Below are 17,097 nucleotides of genomic sequence, written 5' to 3' on the forward strand. Positions count from 1 at the left end.
GGGTGTGCAGTGAATGACTCATTCACTGCACCGGCGAGAGCCCCCACCCGCCTCGGCCACTCGCGGGCGTTGCTCAGGGCCCGGGACGGCAGCGGTCGCTCAGCCGGGACTCACGCCGCGTCGGAGTTCGGTGCCCCCGGCTTCGCGATCCTCGACGTCGCCCCCTGCTCCAGCAGGTCCGCCACCGGCAGGGTTGCCGCGCCGGTGGCCACCGCGTCCAGGCCCAGTGATCCCAGCTGGATCGACGTCTGGCTGAACGGGTGCCGGAGCGCGTGGTCGCCCGCCGCCTCTCGGATCCTCGGGAGCAGCTGCTCGCCCAGCGCCAACCCGGCCCAGCCGCCGAGCACGATGCGCTCCGGGTTGAACAGGTTGATCAAGTTGGCGATGCCCGCGCCGAGGTAGCCCGCGGTTTCGTCGAGCACTCGGGCCGCCGTCTTGGACTTCGGGGCCGCCGCCAGGAGGGCCGCGAACTGTGCCTGCTCGTCCTCGCCCGTGATGTCCTTGCCGCGGGCCCGGCGGTACCGCGCCAGGACCGCCCCGGCGCCGATGTACGCCTCCAAGCACCCTCGCGAGCCGCAGCGGCACTCCTGGCCGCCGTACGCGATCGTCGTGTGGCCCCACTCGCCCGCGCTGCTCGTCGAGCCTCGGTAGGTCGTTCCGTCCGTGACCACCGCCGCGCCCACGCCCGAGCCGATCAGGGCGATCACCGCGTGGCGGGCTCCGCGGCCCGCGCCGAACCACATCTCGGCCTGGCCCTGCGTCTTCGCGCCGTTGTCGACGAACAGCGGCAGGCCTACTCCGGCCTCCTGCAGCAGTGAGGCGAACGGCACGCCGTCCCAGCCGACCGTGGGGGCGTGGACCAGCACCCGCGACCCCTGCTCGACCGTGCCCGGCACGCCGATGCCGACGCCCAGCACACCCGACTCGTCGATGCCCGCGCTCGCGAACACCTCCCGCAGCCCGGACGCCACCTGCTCGACCGCGGTCGCCGCGTCGGGGGCCTTCGGGAGGGGGTGCTCGACCGTCGCCAGGCGGTTCATCGCCAGGTCGAACAGCTCGACCTTGACGCCCGTTTCGCCGATGTCGACGCCCGCGACGTGCCCGTACGCCGGGTCGACGCGCAGCAGCACCCGGGGGCGGCCGCCGTCCGATTCGACCTGGCCGGCTTCGGTGATCAGGCGTTCTTCGCCCAGTTCGGCGGTCACGTTGCTCACGGTGGCGGCACTCAATCCGGTGAGCTGGCTGAGCTCGTGCCGCGACAGCGGGCCGTCGAAGTACAGTTTCGACAGCAGCAGGGATCGATTGTGCCGCCGCAGATCGCGGACGGTGGTGCGCTTGCTCGCCATGGGCAACCCATCTGACTCTTACCGGCTCACTGACAGGATGCCTGATCACCGTAAGTTGTGGCTATGTATTAAGTGGTGAACTAAGTCCCGAACTGATGGTCGCGGGGTTGCGGTCTGGCAGAATCCTCCCGGTGACCCAGGTGGCGCGCCAGACGACCCGAGACCTCAGGCGGCACAACCGCGCGGCACTGCTCTCCTCGCTCTACCTCCGCGGTCCCGTCAGCAGACTGGAACTGGTAGCTGAATCGGGACTATCGGCCGCCACCGTTACCAACGTCGTCTCCGAGCTCATCGCGGACGGCGTCGTCGCCGAGGCCGGATCGGTCGAATCGGACGGCGGGCGGCCGCGGACGCTGCTGGCGGTGCGGCCGGACTTCGGGCACGTCGTGGGCGTCGACGTCAGCGAAACGCACGTCGAAGTCGGCCTGTTCGACTGCGCGCTCGGCACCCTCGGCACCGTGCGCCACCCGCTGGTCGGCACCCGGCTCGACCCGGAGGAAGTGGCCGGATTGGTGCGCACCGGCATCGCCGAAGTGCTCGAAGACGGCAATCCGGACGCGGTGTTCGGCGTCGGCATCGGCGTGCCGGGCGCGGTCCGCGACGGCGGGATCGTGCACGCGCCCACCCTGGGGTGGCGCGGGGTGAACTTCGCCGAGCTGATCCATCCCCACATCGAGGCGCCCCTCCATCTGGACAACCGCGCTCGCACCCTGGGCCAAGCCGAGGCGTGGCGAGGTGCCGGCCGGGACGCCGAACGCGCCATCGTCGCCCTCCTCGGCGTGGGCGTCGGGGCCGCCGTCGCGACGGCCGGGCGGTCCCATCCCGGCATCACGACCAGCGAGTGGGGTCACACCGTCGTCAAGGCGGCCGGTGCGGCCTGCCGGTGCGGTTCCCACGGCTGTCTGGAGGCCTACGTCGGCACCGAGGCGGTCGTCCGCCACTACGCCGACCGCGTCGGCAAGGAACCGGTCATCGGGGACGAAAGCGACGTCGAACTGGCGCACATCGTGGCCGAAGCCCAGGGTGGCGGCCCGGCCGCCGACGTGCTCGCCGAGACCGGCGAGTACCTGGGCATCGGCATCGCGAACCTGATCAACCTGCTCAGCCCCGATCGGGTGGTGCTTTCCGGCTCGGCCGGGGCGATCATGGGGCAGGCGATCCTGCCCGCGGTCCGCGACGCCGTGAGCCGGCACGCGCTGGACTACCTGGCCGAGCGCACCGAGGTCGTCCTCGGCCGGCTCGGGCCCGAGGCGGTGGCGCTCGGCGCGGCGACGCTGCCGATCGCCGAGCTGCTGGCCAACGGCGGGCGCACCGGCTGAAACCCTTGCGTCGCAGGGAGTAGGACATTCAGCAGGTCTAGACCGCCAGTTCTTTCAGTACTTAAACTTAGGCACAAAACGTTACCGCCGTGTTATTGACGTGACCCGAGTCACCCGGGTTGACTTCGGGACGTCGTTCGGTCGCCGGCGGTCGGGGCTCGCTACCAGTCGACAGCACGCAGTCGTCGATGACCAGGAGGAACCGATGCGAGTCAAGCGCTCCATCGTCGCAGCGCTCGTAGCCATGACCGCCTTGAGCGGTCTCACCGCGTGCTCGGGCGGGAGTTCCAACGCCGCCCAGGGCAACCCGGACGCCGTGCTCAACGTCGGCAAGCCGGACGGCCCGCAGGCGGAGAACAACAACCCGTTCCTGGAGACGTCCGCCCTGTCGAACATGGGCTACCGGTGGATGATCTACGAGCCCCTCGTCATGCTCAACCGCGTCAAGCCGCAGGAGCCGGGCAAGCCCTGGCTGGCCACCAAGTGGGACTGGACGGACAACTTCAAGAAGCTGGTCCTGACCGTCCGTGACGGCGTGACGTTCTCCGACGGCCGGCCGATGACCGGCGAAGACGTCGCCTACACCTTCCAGCTGCTGCGCGATAACAAGGCGCTGAACGTCGACGCCGTCCCCTACAAGGACATCACCGCGGCCGGCAACCAGGTGACCCTGGGCTTCGACAACTCGCAGTTCGTCAACCAGGTGAAGATCCTGCAGACCCTCGTCGTGCCGAAGCACGTCTGGCAGGGCATCAAGGACCCGGCGCTCGACCTCGTGAAGAACCCGGTCGGCACCGGCCCGTACACGCTGAAGTCGGCCACCCCGCAGACGATGATCGTCACGCGGCGCGACAGCGGCTACTGGCAGGAAGCGCCGAAGGTCAAGGAGATCCGCTACACCTCCTACACCGACAACAACGCGCAGGTCAGCGCGCTGGTCAACGGGGCTTCCGAGTGGAGCTTCGTGTTCATCCCGAACTACAAGGCCGTCTACACCACCAAGGACCCCCAGCACTACAAGCTGTGGTTCCCCGCGCAGCTGGCCGTCCACGGCCTGTGGTTCAACACCGAGAAGGCGCCGTGGAACGACCCGAAGCTGCGGCAGGCGATCAACAAGGTGATCAACCGCGACGACATCTTCAACCAGGGTGAGGCCGGCTACTTCTACCCGAAGAACGACCAGGTCACCGGCATCCCGACCCCGGCGGGCGACCCGTTCATCGCGCCGCAGTACAAGGGGCAGTCGGTCCAGGTCGACGTCCCGGGCGCGAAGACGCTGCTGACCGGCGCGGGTTACAAGTTCACCGGCGACAAGCTCGCCGACCCGGGCGGCAAGCCGGTCACCATCAAGCTCACCGTCCCGTCGGGCTGGTCGGACTACATCACCGACCTGGAGATCATCAAGGACAACCTGGCGCAGATCGGCATCACCGCCACGGTCGAGAAGATGAACCAGGACGCCTGGATGAAGTCGGTCGACACGGGTGACTTCGAGGGCCTGATGCACTGGACCAACGACGGGCAGACGCCGTACGACATGTACCGCGACGTCATGGACGGCAGCCGCTACAAGCCGACCGGCCAGGGTGGCATCAACGGCAACTACGGCCGCTACAAGAACGACGAGGCGACCAAGGCCCTGGAGACCTACGCGAACGCCGAGGACGACGCCGCCCGCACCGCGGCCATGGCGACGCTGCAGAAGATCATGATCGAGCAGCAGCCGATGATCCCCACGTCGGCGGCCAACTCCGGTGGCGAGTACAGCACGAAGAACTGGGTCGGCTGGCCGGACGACGCCAACCCGTACGCGCCGGCCCAGCCGACGCTGCGCAACGCGCTCGACATCGTCATGCACCTCAAGCCCGCGGCCTGACGATGGCGGATTCAGCTGTGACGACCGAGCAGTCCCCCTCCGACCCCGTCGCCGTCGGGTCGGAGGGGGACCTCCCCGTGGTGCTCGAAGCCGCGGGCCTCACGAAACACTTTCCTTTGCGGCGACGCGGGAGGGCCGCGCTGACCGGCCCCCGCCGCAGCATCCAGGCCGTCGACGACGTGACCCTGACCCTCCGGCGCGGCCGCGTCACCGCGCTGGTCGGCGAGTCCGGCTCGGGCAAGTCGACGGTCGCGCGGCTGCTCGCGGGCCTCTACCCGCGCACCGGCGGCGACATCCGGCTGCACGGCGAGACGGTGAACGTCAAGCACGGCAAGGCGTTCCGTGCCTACGCCCGCCGGGTGCAGATGATCTTCCAGGACCCGTTCGCGTCGCTGAACCCGGTGCACACCGTGCGCTACCACCTGACGCGGGCGCTGAAGATCCACGGCCGGGCGGGTGACGACCTCGAAAAGTCGCTGCACGAGCTGCTCGCCCGCGTCCAGCTGACCCCGCCCGAGCGGTACGTCGACAAGTTCCCGCACGAGCTGTCCGGCGGGCAGCGCCAGCGCGTCGCGATCGCGCGGGCGCTCGGCGCGGACCCGGAGGCGCTGCTGGCCGACGAGCCGGTGTCCATGTTGGACGTCTCCATCCGGCTCGGCGTGCTGAACCTGCTGCGCGACCTGAAGGAACGCCTGCACCTGGCGATCCTGTACATCACGCACGACATCGCGTCCGCGCGCTACTTCGCCGACGACACGATGGTGATGTACGCGGGCCGGATGGTCGAAGGCGGCGACAGCGAGACCATCACCCAGCGGCCGGCGCACCCGTACACCCGCCTGCTGATCAATTCCGCCCCCGACCCAGACCACCTCGCCGCCCCGGCTGTGGACAACCGCCACTTTCACGTGAAAGTGCCGCCCGCGGCTGTGGACAACCGCCACTTTCACGTGAAAGTGCCGCCCGCGGCTGTGGACAACCGCCACTTTCACGTGAAAGCGGCGGATTCGGGTGGGGAGCCGCCGAGTTTGATTGATCCGCCGTCCGGGTGCCGGTTTCATCCGCGCTGCCCGGTCGCGATGGCCCGGTGCGAGACCGAGCTGCCGCCGCGGTTCGACGTCGGCGACGCGCCGGGGCACTGGGCCGCCTGCTGGCTCTACGACGGAGCCGCCCGATGAGGTACCTGCTGCAACGGCTGGCCTTCTACGTCTTCACGGCCTGGGCCGCCGTCACCATCAACTTCTTCATCCCGCGGATGATCCCGGGCGACCCGGTGCAGTCGCTGATCGCCAAGAACCAGGGCATGATCAGCGCGGACGCGATCGAGTCGCTGTACGTCCTATTCGGACTCGACAAGAACGAAAGCCTGCTCTCCCAGTATTTCGACTACTGGGGTCAGCTGTTCCGCGGCGACCTCGGGATCTCGTTCACGTTCTTCCCGACGCCGGTGTCCGACCTGCTCACCGACAGTCTGCCGTGGACGATCATCCTGGTCGGCATCACCACGATCGTCGGCTTCGCCATCGGCACCGGGCTCGGCGTGGTCGCCGGCTGGAAGCGCGGCTCGTGGGTCGACGGCCTGCTGCCGGTGACGACGTTCCTCTCGTCGATCCCGTACTTCTGGCTCGGCCTGATCGCGCTGACGCTGCTGGCCGGCCCGGGCAGCTTCTTCCCGTCGTCCGGCGGCTACGACCCGGGCACCATCCCGGGCTGGGACGGCTCGTTCATCGGCAGCGCGATCCAGCACAGCCTGCTGCCCGCGCTGACCATCCTGATCAGCTCGATGGGCAGCTGGATCCTGGGCATGCGCAACATGATGGTCACAGTCGCGTCGGAGGACTACGTGACCGTCGCGCACGCCAAGGGCCTGCCGGAACGCCGGGTGATGGTCGGGTACGCCGCGCGCAACGCGCTGCTGCCCAGCGTGTCCGGCTTCGCGCTCGCCCTCGGGTTCATCGTCGGCGGCACGCTGCTGGTGGAGATCGTCTTCTCCTACCCGGGCGTCGGCTACCAGCTGTTCCAGGCGGTCGGGTCGCAGGACTACCCGCTGATGCAGGGCATCTTCCTGATCATCACGCTGTCGGTGCTGGTGGCGAACCTGTTCGCCGACGTCGCCTACCTGGCGCTCGACCCGCGCACCCGGAAGGAGGGCTGACATGGCCGTACCCGCCGCGGACGTCAAGATCGCCCAAGCCCTGCCTCTCGAAGCACGTCGGCGCCGCTTCCGGTTCCTCACCGGCGGCAAGACCGGCACCGGCCTCGCCGTCATCGTCTTCTTCCTGGTGATCGCGATCGTCGGGGACTGGATCGCCCCGTACGACCCGTCGGCGCGCAGCAGCGACCTGCTGGAATCGCCGTCGGCGCGGCACTGGTTCGGCACCACCCACCTCGGCCAGGACATCTTCAGCCAGGTCGTGGTCGGCACGCGCAGTGTCATGCTGGTCGGGCTGGCCGCCGGGATCGTGGCGACGATCCTCGCGGTGATCGTCGGGGTGACGTCCGGCTACCTCGGCGGCACCCCGGGCGAAGGCCTGTCCGCACTGTCCAATGTGTTCCTCGTGATCCCGGCACTGCCGCTGATCATCATCATCGGCAGCGCGGTGCCCACCGGTGGTGACCTTCTGGTAGCGGTGATCATCGGCTTCACGTCCTGGGCCTGGGGCGCACGGGTCCTGCGAGCGCAGACGCTTTCGTTGCGCGGCCGGGAATACGTCGAAGCGGCCCGGGCGACCGGTGAGTCGACCTGGCGGATCATCTTCTTCGAGATCCTGCCGAACCTGACCGCGGTGATCGCGTCCAGTTTCGTCGGCACCGTGATCTTCGCGGTGATGTCGGAGATCACGCTCGCCTTCGTCGGCGTCTCCGGACTGTCCAATTGGAACTGGGGCACGATCCTGTTCTGGGCGCAGAGTCAGCAGGCACTGGCCCAGGGCGCGTGGTGGTGGTTCGTGCCGGCCGGGCTGGCGATCGCCATCCTCGGCACGGCGTTGTCCCTGCTCAACTTCGGCATCGACGAGTTCGTCAGCCCGCGGCTGCGCGGCAGCGGCAAGGCGCGCGTCAAGGGCGCGGACGGGCGGACGCATCGCATGCGCGTGGGCTTCACGCCCGTGCTCGGGCGGGAGGAACGACCATGATGGATCCGGTGCTGGAGATCAAGGGCCTGGACGTCGACTACGGCGTCGGCGGCGAGGCCGTGCGCGCGGTTCGCGACGTCCACCTGACGCTGCACCGCGGCGAAGTCCTCGGTCTGGCCGGGGAAAGCGGCAGCGGGAAGTCCACTTTGGCCTACGGGCTGACGCGGCTGCTGGCGCCGCCGGGTGTGATCCGCGGCGGTCAGGTGATCTACCACCCCGCGGACGGCGAGCCCTACGACGTCCTGAAGCTGACGGACAAGCAGCTGCGCGACTTCCGGTGGGCCGAAACGTCCATTGTGTTCCAGGGTGCGATGAACTCGCTGAACCCGGTGCACAAGGTGGTCACGCAGCTGGTCGACGTCATCAAGGCGCACGAGCCGCGATCCACGCGAGCGGGCCGGGTGGCGCGCGCCCGTGACCTGCTCAAGTTGGTCGGCATCTCGGCCGACCGACTGGAGGCGTACCCGCACCAGCTGTCCGGCGGGATGCGGCAGCGCGTGATGATCGCGATGGCGCTCGCGCTGGAACCGCGGGTCGTCATCATGGACGAGCCGACCACCGCGCTCGACGTCGTCATGCAGCGGCAGATCCTCGGCGAGCTGGTGGAACTGCGGGAGCGGCTGGGCTTTTCGGTCCTGTTCATCACGCACGACCTTTCGCTGCTGGTGGAGTTCTCGGACCGGATCGCGATCATGTACGGCGGCCGGATCGTCGAGCAGGCGCCGGCGTCGGACCTCTACCGGGACGCCCTGCACCCGTACAGCCACGGCCTGCTGAACTCGTTCCCCGCGCTGCGGGGGCCCCGGCGCGAGCTGGCCGGGATCCCCGGTTCGCCACCGGACACGCGCGGGATGCCGTCCGGTTGCGCGTTCCACCCGCGGTGCCCCAAGGCTTTCGAGCCGTGCCCCGACCGCGTGCCGCTGCTGGGCACGCCCGGCGACCCGGCCCGCGAAGTGGCGTGCTGGCTGCACCCCGTCGCCACTTCTTGACCGCCGGTGTCCCGATACCTCTGGAGGAGAGCCGCCTTGACCGAGACCACAGCCGCGACCGCCGAGCAGCAGGCGCTGATCGACACCCTGCCGCCGGACTTCCGCTGGGGCGTGGCGACCGCCGCGTACCAGATCGAAGGCGCGGTCGCGGAAGACGGGCGGACACCGTCCATTTGGGACACTTTCTGTCAGGAGCCGTGGGCGATCGACAACAACGACAACGGTGACGTGGCGTGCGACCACTACCACCGGATGCCGTCGGACATCGAGCTGGTGAGCTCACTCGGGGCGGACACCTATCGGTTTTCCGTTTCGTGGCCCCGGGTTCAGCCGCGCGGCCGCGGCGGCGTCAACGAGGCGGGCATCGGGTTCTACGACCGGCTGGTCGACGAGACGCTGAGCCGCGGGATCACGCCGTGGCTCACGCTGTACCACTGGGACCTCCCGCAGGAACTGGAGGACGCGGGCGGCTGGCCGGCGCGCGACACGGCATACCGGTTCGCGGACTACGCGATGCTGGTGTTCGACCGGCTTTCCGACCGGGTCCGCCACTGGACGACGCTGAACGAGCCGTGGTGCTCGGCGATGCACGGGTACGTCCACGGCGTGATGGCGCCGGGCCGTCGTGACTACACGGCGGGGTTGCACGCGGTGCACCACCTGCTGCTCGGCCACGGGCTCGCGACGCAGCGGATGCGCCAATCGGCCCCGGCGGACACGCAGTTCGGCATCACGCTCAACATGTGCACGGCCGACCCGGCGACGGACTCCCCGGAGGACGTCCGCGCCGCCCGCCAGGCGGACGGCCTCGGCGTCCGGATCTACCTGGACCCGCTGGTCCACGGCCGCTACCCGGCGGACGTGGTGGACGACCTGGCTTCGCGGGACGTCCGCCTCCCGATCCAGGACGGCGACCTTTCGGTGATCTCCACCCCGCTGGACTTCCTGGGCGTGAACTACTACTTCGGCCAGCAGTTCTCGGGCGTGGACGATGCGGGTTCCGCCGTCGACGCGGACGGTGTCCCGGCGTCCCGGGTGATCCCGTTCGGCGAGCCGACGACGGCGATGGGCTGGGAGATCCTGCCGGGCAAGTTCACCGAACTGCTGACCCGCCTGGGCCGCGACTACCCGGGCCTGCCGATGTACATCACGGAGAACGGCTCGGCCTTCGACGACGACCCGGACTCGACGGGCTTCGTCCGCGACGACGGGCGCACAGCGTACCTGGCTTCCCACATCGCGGCGGTGGCCGCGGCGCGCAATGCGGGGGCGGACGTCCGCGGGTACTTCGCATGGTCCCTTTTGGACAACTTCGAGTGGGCTTACGGGTACGCGAAGCGGTTCGGGTTGATCCGGGTGGACTACGAGACGCAGCAGCGGACGATCAAGCAGAGCGGGTACTTCTACCGCGACACCGTCCGGCGGGTCCGCGGCAGCTGACCAAAGTTCGTGAAGGCCACCTTGAGGAACTTGTAGTTCCTCAAGGTGGCCTTCACGAACTTTGTTGCTCAGCCCGAGGTCAGCCAGCGGGCGATGATCGTCCGCTGGATCTCCGACGCGCCTTCGTAGATCCGCGGCGCGCGGACCTCCCGGTACAGGTGCTCCAGCAGGTGCCCGCGTCGCAGTGCGCGGGCGCCGTGCAGCTGGACCGCCGCGTCCACGACGAACTGGGCCGCCTCGGTGGCGAACAGCTTGGCCATCGCCGCGCGGCCGCCGAGGTTCTGCTCGCCCGCGTCGTACGCGCCCGCCGCCGCGTAGACCAGGAGGCGGGCCGCTTCCATGCGGGTGGCCATCTCGGCCAGCGTGTGCGCCACCGCCTGCTGCTTGATCAGCGGCCCTCCGAAGGCCTCGCGGGAACTCGTGTGGGAGACCGCGGCGTCCAGCGCCGCCTGCGCCATGCCGACGGCGAACGCGCCGACGCTCGGGCGGAACAGGTCCAGCGTCCGCATCGCGACGGCGAAGCCGCGGTTCTCCTCACCGAGCAGTTCCTCGCGCCGGACCTCGACGCCGTCGAACGTCACCGTGCCGATCGGGTGCGGGCTCACCAGGTCCAGGTGCTCGCCGCCGAGGCCCGGGCGGTCGGCGGGGACGACGAACGCGCTGACCCCGCGTGAGCCCGCGCCTGGCGTCGTCCGGGCGAACACCGTGTAGAAGTCGGCTTCCGGCGCGTTCGAGATCCACATCTTCGACCCCGTCAGGCGCCAGCCTTCGCCGTCGGGTTCCGCCGCCAGTGACAGCGCCGCCGCGTCCGAGCCCGCGTCCGGCTCGGTCAGTGCGAACGCCGCCACCGCGTCGCCGGCCGCTACCGCCGGCAACCAGCGAGCGACCTGCTCGTCCCTTCCGGACTGGAGCACCGGGTAACTTCCCAAGCCCTGCAACGCCAGCGCTGTCTCGGCTTCCGTGCTCACCGTGGCGAGGTTCTCGCGCAGGATGCACAGGTCCGTCGCGGCCGCCTGCCTGGACGGCGTGCCCGAAGCGACGCCGGGGAAGAGCCGTGCGAGCAAGCCGAGCGCACCCATGGCCTTGAGCAACGGGCGGTTGACCGCACCCTCCACACCGGACTCGGCGAGGGGGAGAAGCTGCTCGGTCGCCAGCTGCCGCACCTCGGCGGCGAACGCCTGCTGAGCGGGATTCAGCGCGAAAGTCATGAGGAAGCTCCCGGTCGCCAGCGGGCGTGAGCGGTCCCGGGGACGCCGGACCGGACGAGGTCGAGACGCGGCTCCGGCCCGTCGGAGCGGCCCGTCTGCGGCTTGCGGCTCCCCGCGGCGAACGGCTTGGGCCACGGCATCGGGTAGCCCTGCTCGGCCGCCGCGTGGAGAGTCCACTGTGGATCGTAGAGGTGGGTCCGGCCGAGGGCGCAGAGGTCGGCTCGCCCGGCCAGGATCAGCGAGTTGACGTCGTCGTAGGACGAGATCGTGCCGACCGCGATCACCGCGATCCCGTACTCCTCGCCGATTTCGTTGCGGATCCGGTCGGCGTAGGGTGTCTGGTAGCTGCGCCCGTACTGCGGGCGTTCCTCGCTGACGACCTGGCCGGTCGAGACGTCGATACCCGCGGCGCCGTGGGCGGCGAACGCCCGCGCGATCTCGACGGCGTCGTCCGCGTCGATGCCGCCCTCGCACCAGTCCGTCGCCGAGATCCGGACGGTCATCGGCCGCTCGGCGGGCCAGGCGGCGCGGACCGCGTCGAAGACTTCGAGGGGGAACCGCAGCCGGTTTTCGAGCGAGCCGCCGTAGGAATCCGTGCGCTGGTTGGTCAAGGGCGAGAGGAACGACGACAGCAGGTAGCCGTGCGCGCAGTGCAGTTCGAGGACGTCGAACCCGGCGCGCGCGGCCGCTTCCGCGCAGGCGGCGAATTGCGAACAGATCTCCGAAAGCTCCGAAGTGGACAGTTCGCGTGGGACCTGGTTGCGTTCGGAGTACGGCAGCGGCGAAGGCGCGCAGATCTCCCAGTTGCCGGCCGGGAGTGGCTCGTCGATGCCGTCCCACATAAGTTTCGTCGAGCCCTTGCGCCCGGAGTGTCCCAATTGGACACCAATCCGCGCGGGTGTCTGCGCGTGCACGAAGTCGACGACCCGTTTCCAGGCGGCTTCCTGTTCCGCTGTGTACAGCCCGCCGCAGCCCGGCGTGATCCGGCCTTCGGGGGAGACGCAGACCATCTCGGTCATCACCAGCCCGGCGCCACCGAGGGCCTTGCTGCCCAGGTGCACCAGGTGGAAGTCGCCCGGCACGCCGTCCTGCGCGGAGTACATGTCCATCGGGGACACGACGATCCGGTTCGGCAGCTCCAGTCCGCCCAACGAGAACGGCTGGAACATCGGCGGCCGCGACGTCGTCCCGAGCGAGCGGGCGAACCAGTGGTCGAGCTCGGTGGCGAACTCGGGGTCGCGCAGGCGGAGGTTGTCGTAGGTGACGCGCCGGCTGCGCGTGAGGATGTTGAACGCGAACTGCGGCGGCTCCTGGTGGGCGTACTGCGCGATGTTCTCGAACCACTCCAGGCTGGCCTGCGCCGCGCGCTGCGTCGACGTGACGACCGGCCGCCGTTCCAGCTCGTACGCCTTCAACGCCGACGCGACGCCGTCGTTTTCGTGCAGGCACGCGGCGAGCGCGAGCGCGTCCTCCATCGCCAGCTTCGTGCCGGAGCCGATCGAGAAGTGCGCGGTGTGCGCCGCGTCGCCGAGGAGGACGACGTTCTCGTGCACCCACGTCTCGCAGCGGACCGTTCCGAACGAGACCCACTTCGAGTTGTTCGCCATGATCCGGTGCCCGCCGAGGACGTCGGCGCACAGCTCGCGGATCAGCGCGATCGACTTCTCGTCGCTCTCGCCGGGGTTGAGCGAGGCCGCCGCGATCGGCCCGAACGTCCGCTGCCAGACGTCGTCGGAGACCTCGAGGATGAACGTGCTGCCGTCGCGGCCGTACGGGTAGCCGTGGATCTGCATGATCCCGGCCGGCGTTTCGAGGACGTAGAACTTGAAGGCGTCGAACACCAGGTCCGTGCCCAGCCAGATGTACCGGCACCGGCGGGTCTCGACGCTCGGCCGGAACGTCTCGGCGTACCGCGCGCGCATCGCCGAATTGACGCCGTCGGCGGCGATGACCAGGTCGTACCCCGACAGGTCGGCCGGCGCCTCCTCCCGGAAGTGCAGCCCGACGCCGAGTTCGCCGCAGCGGCTCTGCAGGATGCCGAGCAGGCGCTTGCGGCTCATCGCGGCGAAGCCGTGACCGCCCGAGGTGGTGACCGTGCCGCGGTAGTGGACGTCGATGTCGTCCCAGCGGGCGAATTCGGCCTTCATGGCCTCGTGGACGCCTGCGTCGGCGTGCTCGATGCCGCCGAGCGTCTCGTCGGAGAACACGACGCCGAAGCCGAAGGTGTCGTCCGGGGCGTTGCGCTCCCACACGGTGATTTCGTGACCGGGACCGAGCTGCTTCGCGAGCGCGGCGAAGTACAGACCCGCCGGGCCGCCACCGATGACCGCGATTCGCACGCCGTCCAGGGTATGTCGCGATGAGTACGACCGTCAATAACGCGAAAGATGGCGTACCGTGTCCCGCATGGAACGCATCAACCCGCCGGAACTGGGCAAGCCGTCCGGGTTCTCGCACGCGGTGGTGGCCGAGGGCCGGGTGGTCTTCCTCGCCGGCCAGACCGCGTTGGACGCGTCGAACAAGATCGTCGGCGACGGCGTCGTGGCGCAGTTCGAACGCGCGCTCGGCAACCTCCTGACGTCGCTGCGCGCGGCCGGCGGCTCGGCGGCGGACCTCTGCAGCGTGACGATCTACATCGTCGACATGGTCGACTACCAGGCCCACGCGCGCGAGATCGGCGCGGTCTGGCGGCGGCTCGCGGGCACGGAATACCCGGCGATGGCGGGCATCGGCGTGTCCCGGCTGTGGGACGAGGAGGCGCTGGTCGAGGTCCAGGGCTTCGCGGTCGTGAGTGGCAATTAGGGTTCTAACCCGAATTACCACTCACGAGGGCCGCGGCAGACTGCTCAGCCGAGGTTGATCGCCTTCGCGACGTACGCGCGGGCCGGCGTCTCCAGTTGCGCGTGCAGCTGGAAGAACAGCTCGGCCGCGCGGATCCCGGACCAGCCGGCGGGCAGGAACTCCGCGGGCAGGCCCGGGTCGAGGTAGGGCATCCGCCGCCAGCCGGTCAGTACGCGGACGTAGTCGGCGAACGCTTGCTCCTCGGTCACGGACTTGCGGCGCAGCGCCGGGCCGTGCTCGTCGAGGAACGTCGTGTACAGCTCGTCCAGGCGGTCGAGGTCCCACCAGTCGCGGACCTTCGCCGCGACGTCGCCGAAGGCCAGGTGCTCGGCGCGGAACAGGTCGGCGTAGCCGGCCAGGCCGAGCCGGGTGAGTGCTTCCTCGGTGGCCGCGTGCAAGTGGGCCGGGGCGATCCAGACGCCGGAAGCCGCGGTGCCGAAGCCCATCCGGGCGAGCTGCGTGCGCAGGAGGTGGCGCTTGTGGCGTTCGGTTTCGGGCACCGAAAACACCGCGAGCAGCCAGCCGTCCGCCGGGGTCGCGCGCCCGCGGCGGAAGATTCGCTCGTCGCCCTCGCGCAGGATCTCGCGGGCTTCGTCGGACAGCTCGTACCCGGCCGTCGCGTCGCGGCGGACCGCTTCGAGGATTCCGCGGCGCTTCAGCCGGGAGATCGACGAGCGCACCGCGGGCTCGTCGACGCCGACGGCGGCCAGCAGGTCGATCAGCGAGGCGACCGAGAGCCAGCCGCCCTCGGTGCGGGAGTAGAGGCCGTACACCGTCACGATGAGCTGGCGAGGCTGGGCGGACCGGCCGGAGCCGTCCAGTTCGGTTGCCTCGGGTACGGCCGTCATCGCGCCACGATAGCAACTCCCGCCCGGATCGCTCCGCTACGATTTCGCCGCGATGCAGTCAGCCACCAAGGGGATCTTCGACCGGCTCACCCGCCGCGGCCGCCTGATGACCAAGCGGACCTGCGACCGGCAGGGCCACGTGCTGCGCAGCGGCCGCTTCCTCTTCCGCACCCCGACCGCGTGGGAGTACGCCGCCGCCGTGGCCGGGGGCAGTGACCCGGCCGCGCAGCGGTGGCTCGGCTGGCAGCGCGATTCGATCGTCGCCGAGCCGGCGCGGGCCGACGCGCTGCGGGTCGTGCCCGGCACCGGGCCGGACTGGGCGTCACCCGATCCGCAGTCCGTCGACCTGGTGATGATCGACGTCGAAGCCAACCGCTGCGTCGGGCTGGTGAGCGTGCACACCGGCGAGGACGGCGGCCCGGAGACCGGCGGCTACCTCGCCCCGGACTACCGCGGCCGCGGCTACGGCCGGGTGCTCTTCGCGGCCGGGCTGACGCTGGCGCACGACCACCTCGGCCTGGCGCGGGTCCGCGCCGGCGCGGAGGTCGGCAACGTCGCCAGCGCGCGGTCGCTGCAGACCGCCGGGCTCGTCCGCGTGGGCGGCCCGCCGACGTACCGGCTGCCGGACGGCCGGGTCACCGAGGCGTGGTGGTTCCAGCACGACGTCCCGCGCGCGACGCTCTGCGGTGGGCCACAGGCGACGTGGTTCCCGGCTTCGCCGATCCTGTAAAGCTTCGGCCGTCGCCGACGTTTTCCGCGGCTAACTTCGCAGCATGACTTCGCTTTCCGCTCCGGTTCCGCCTGTGTCCTCCGATGCCCCGCCGGGCAGCATCGCGTGGTTGCGGGCGTCCGTGGCCCGCTTCAGCAACGGTGCCGACCACGTCCGCCGGCGGGCGCTCGCCGTGGACCTGCTGGCTTCGGTCGACGCGGATTCGTTGCGAGACAAAGCGTTTTCGCGTACCTACCGGTTCGCAGCCGACCTCACCGTCGTCGACGTGATGGCAGAAATCGCGCGGCCGGTGCCGGTCGGTGTGCTCGCTTCGGCGCTCGGCCTGCCGGCCGTCTCCGCGGAGGTGGCGCTGGTCGCGGCCGCGTACCACCCGCACGTCACGCCGGGCGCGGACGCCGAAGCCGCGCTGGGACGGTTGATCACCGCGTGCGGCGCCGCGGACGAGCTCGCGGCGGCGCGGATCGGCCTGCTCGTCCAGGCCTGCGACGCCACGGCCGGCCTGATCGGCAACGAGCTTTTCGCGGCACTGACCGGAAAACCGGCCGAGCAGCCGGTGCTCGCCACCCGCCGCCGGGTCGACGGCGACGACGTCACGGTGTCGCTCGCCGGGACGCCGTTCGGTGCCGGGCCGCGTGCGTGCCCGGGGTCGCGGCACGCGCTCGCTCTCGCGGCCGGCGTTCTGGAGGCGTTGCGCGGTTTTCGCCTGACAGAACGGGAAACGACGTGGGTTTCGGCGCCGAATCTTCGGATGCCCGCGGTGCTGTGGGTGACCCGCGACTGACCCGTCCCGGCCTTCTGCTAAGACTTACCGCGTTCATTCTTGGGGGAAGGTGCGCCAATTGCTGTACTTCGACGGTCTGCTCGGCATCGTCACGTTCGGGTTGTGGATCTTCTGCCTGGTCGACGTGATCACGACGGACGAGTCGTCGTGCCGCAACCTGCCGAAGGGGCTGTGGCTGCTGCTCGTGCTCGTGGTGCCGTTGGTCGGCTCGATCGTCTGGCTGGTGGCGGGGCGTCCGCAGCAGGTGACGCGGGCGCGCGGCCGGTACGAGCGCGAGGCGTCGGCGTTCCCCGAGTACGACCGGCCGGGCCGGTTCGCGGCGACGAGCCCGGACGACGACGAGGAATTCCTCCGCAAGTGCCGGGAACGCGCGGAAGCCCAGCGCAAGCTGGCCCGCGAAAAGCGCGGCGAGGCCTAACCCCAAGCGCCCCAAGGCGGCCTTCGGTGCGTGAGACGCACCCAAGGCGGGGTGGATTCATGTGGTTGTTGCAACATGCTCTACATCGGACAGTAGCATGTTGATCTTTTCCTGCGGGGTAAGCCAGTTCAGAGTCTTGCGGGGACGGTCGTTGAGCCGGGCAGCGA

15 protein-coding genes are annotated in these 17,097 nt (G+C 69.9%); 11 read left to right on the forward strand and 4 right to left on the reverse strand.

Features of this window, described 5'->3' with window-relative positions; all coding sequences use genetic code 11:
• Positions 1-110: 110 nt before the first annotated feature.
• Positions 111-1,346 carry an ROK family protein gene (locus tag ACLJQF_RS47465; protein ID WP_410617163.1) on the reverse strand — a complete coding sequence of 412 codons (1,236 nt, stop codon included), beginning with the start codon at positions 1,344-1,346 and terminating at the stop codon, positions 111-113.
• 131 nt (positions 1,347-1,477) lie between these two features.
• On the opposite strand from ACLJQF_RS47465, the gene ACLJQF_RS47470 reads away from it, so the two are divergent.
• The 7 genes from ACLJQF_RS47470 (at position 1,478) to ACLJQF_RS47500 (ending at position 10,104) form a co-directional block, all read left to right on the forward strand.
• Positions 1,478-2,665 carry an ROK family protein gene (locus tag ACLJQF_RS47470; protein WP_410617164.1) on the forward strand — a complete coding sequence of 396 codons (1,188 nt, stop codon included), beginning with the start codon at positions 1,478-1,480 and terminating at the stop codon, positions 2,663-2,665.
• A gap of 205 nt (positions 2,666-2,870) precedes the next feature.
• Positions 2,871-4,541: an ABC transporter substrate-binding protein gene (locus ACLJQF_RS47475; RefSeq protein WP_410617166.1), complete on the forward strand. Its 1,671-nt coding sequence runs from the start codon at positions 2,871-2,873 to the stop codon at positions 4,539-4,541.
• Between the two features lie 17 nt (positions 4,542-4,558).
• The gene (locus tag ACLJQF_RS47480) at positions 4,559-5,719 is read left to right on the forward strand and encodes an ABC transporter ATP-binding protein (protein WP_410617167.1); all 1,161 of its coding nucleotides are present in this window, start codon (positions 4,559-4,561) and stop codon (positions 5,717-5,719) included.
• Entirely contained in the window at positions 5,716-6,696 is a 981-nt protein-coding gene (locus tag ACLJQF_RS47485) for an ABC transporter permease (protein WP_410617168.1), read from the forward strand. Before ACLJQF_RS47480 ends, ACLJQF_RS47485 begins: the two co-directional genes overlap by 4 nt.
• Position 6,697: 1 nt before the next feature.
• Entirely contained in the window at positions 6,698-7,675 is a 978-nt protein-coding gene (locus ACLJQF_RS47490; RefSeq protein WP_410617169.1) for an ABC transporter permease, read from the forward strand.
• Positions 7,672-8,664 carry an ABC transporter ATP-binding protein gene (locus ACLJQF_RS47495; RefSeq protein ID WP_410617170.1) on the forward strand — a complete coding sequence of 331 codons (993 nt, stop codon included), beginning with the start codon at positions 7,672-7,674 and terminating at the stop codon, positions 8,662-8,664. Before ACLJQF_RS47490 ends, ACLJQF_RS47495 begins: the two co-directional genes overlap by 4 nt.
• 36 nt (positions 8,665-8,700) lie before the next feature.
• On the forward strand, positions 8,701-10,104 hold the full coding sequence (locus tag ACLJQF_RS47500) for a GH1 family beta-glucosidase (RefSeq protein ID WP_410617172.1): 1,404 nt from the start codon (positions 8,701-8,703) through the stop codon (positions 10,102-10,104).
• A 68-nt stretch (positions 10,105-10,172) separates the two neighbouring features.
• Here ACLJQF_RS47500 and ACLJQF_RS47505 read toward each other — a convergent pair whose 3' ends face one another.
• Positions 10,173-11,312, reverse strand: a complete 1,140-nt coding sequence (locus tag ACLJQF_RS47505; RefSeq protein ID WP_410617174.1) for an acyl-CoA dehydrogenase family protein — start codon at positions 11,310-11,312, stop codon at positions 10,173-10,175.
• Entirely contained in the window at positions 11,309-13,651 is a 2,343-nt protein-coding gene (locus ACLJQF_RS47510) for a bifunctional salicylyl-CoA 5-hydroxylase/oxidoreductase (protein WP_410617175.1), read from the reverse strand. Before ACLJQF_RS47510 ends, ACLJQF_RS47505 begins: the two co-directional genes overlap by 4 nt.
• 67 nt (positions 13,652-13,718) lie before the next feature.
• Between ACLJQF_RS47510 and ACLJQF_RS47515 the strand changes: the two genes are divergently transcribed.
• On the forward strand, positions 13,719-14,114 hold the full coding sequence (locus ACLJQF_RS47515; protein ID WP_410617177.1) for a RidA family protein: 396 nt from the start codon (positions 13,719-13,721) through the stop codon (positions 14,112-14,114).
• 44 nt (positions 14,115-14,158) lie between these two features.
• Here ACLJQF_RS47515 and ACLJQF_RS47520 read toward each other — a convergent pair whose 3' ends face one another.
• Positions 14,159-15,001, reverse strand: coding sequence for a PaaX family transcriptional regulator C-terminal domain-containing protein (locus ACLJQF_RS47520; protein WP_410617179.1), 843 nt, complete (start codon positions 14,999-15,001; stop codon positions 14,159-14,161).
• Positions 15,002-15,053: 52 nt separating this feature from the next.
• Here ACLJQF_RS47520 and ACLJQF_RS47525 point away from each other — a divergent pair, with 52 nt between their 5' ends.
• The 3 genes from ACLJQF_RS47525 to ACLJQF_RS47535 all read left to right on the forward strand — a co-directional run bounded on the left by ACLJQF_RS47525 (position 15,054) and on the right by ACLJQF_RS47535 (position 16,930).
• Complete coding sequence (locus ACLJQF_RS47525; protein WP_410617180.1) at positions 15,054-15,731, forward strand: GNAT family N-acetyltransferase; 678 nt, start codon at positions 15,054-15,056, stop codon at positions 15,729-15,731.
• 121 nt (positions 15,732-15,852) lie between these two features.
• Positions 15,853-16,512, forward strand: a complete 660-nt coding sequence (locus tag ACLJQF_RS47530; protein ID WP_410617184.1) for a hypothetical protein — start codon at positions 15,853-15,855, stop codon at positions 16,510-16,512.
• Between the two features lie 58 nt (positions 16,513-16,570).
• Positions 16,571-16,930: a PLDc N-terminal domain-containing protein gene (locus ACLJQF_RS47535; protein WP_410617182.1), complete on the forward strand. Its 360-nt coding sequence runs from the start codon at positions 16,571-16,573 to the stop codon at positions 16,928-16,930.
• Positions 16,931-17,097: the final 167 nt, after the last annotated feature.

The sequence above is a fragment of the Amycolatopsis sp. lyj-109 genome, from assembly GCF_046548995.1.
In the GTDB taxonomy this organism is placed as follows: domain Bacteria; phylum Actinomycetota; class Actinomycetes; order Mycobacteriales; family Pseudonocardiaceae; genus Amycolatopsis.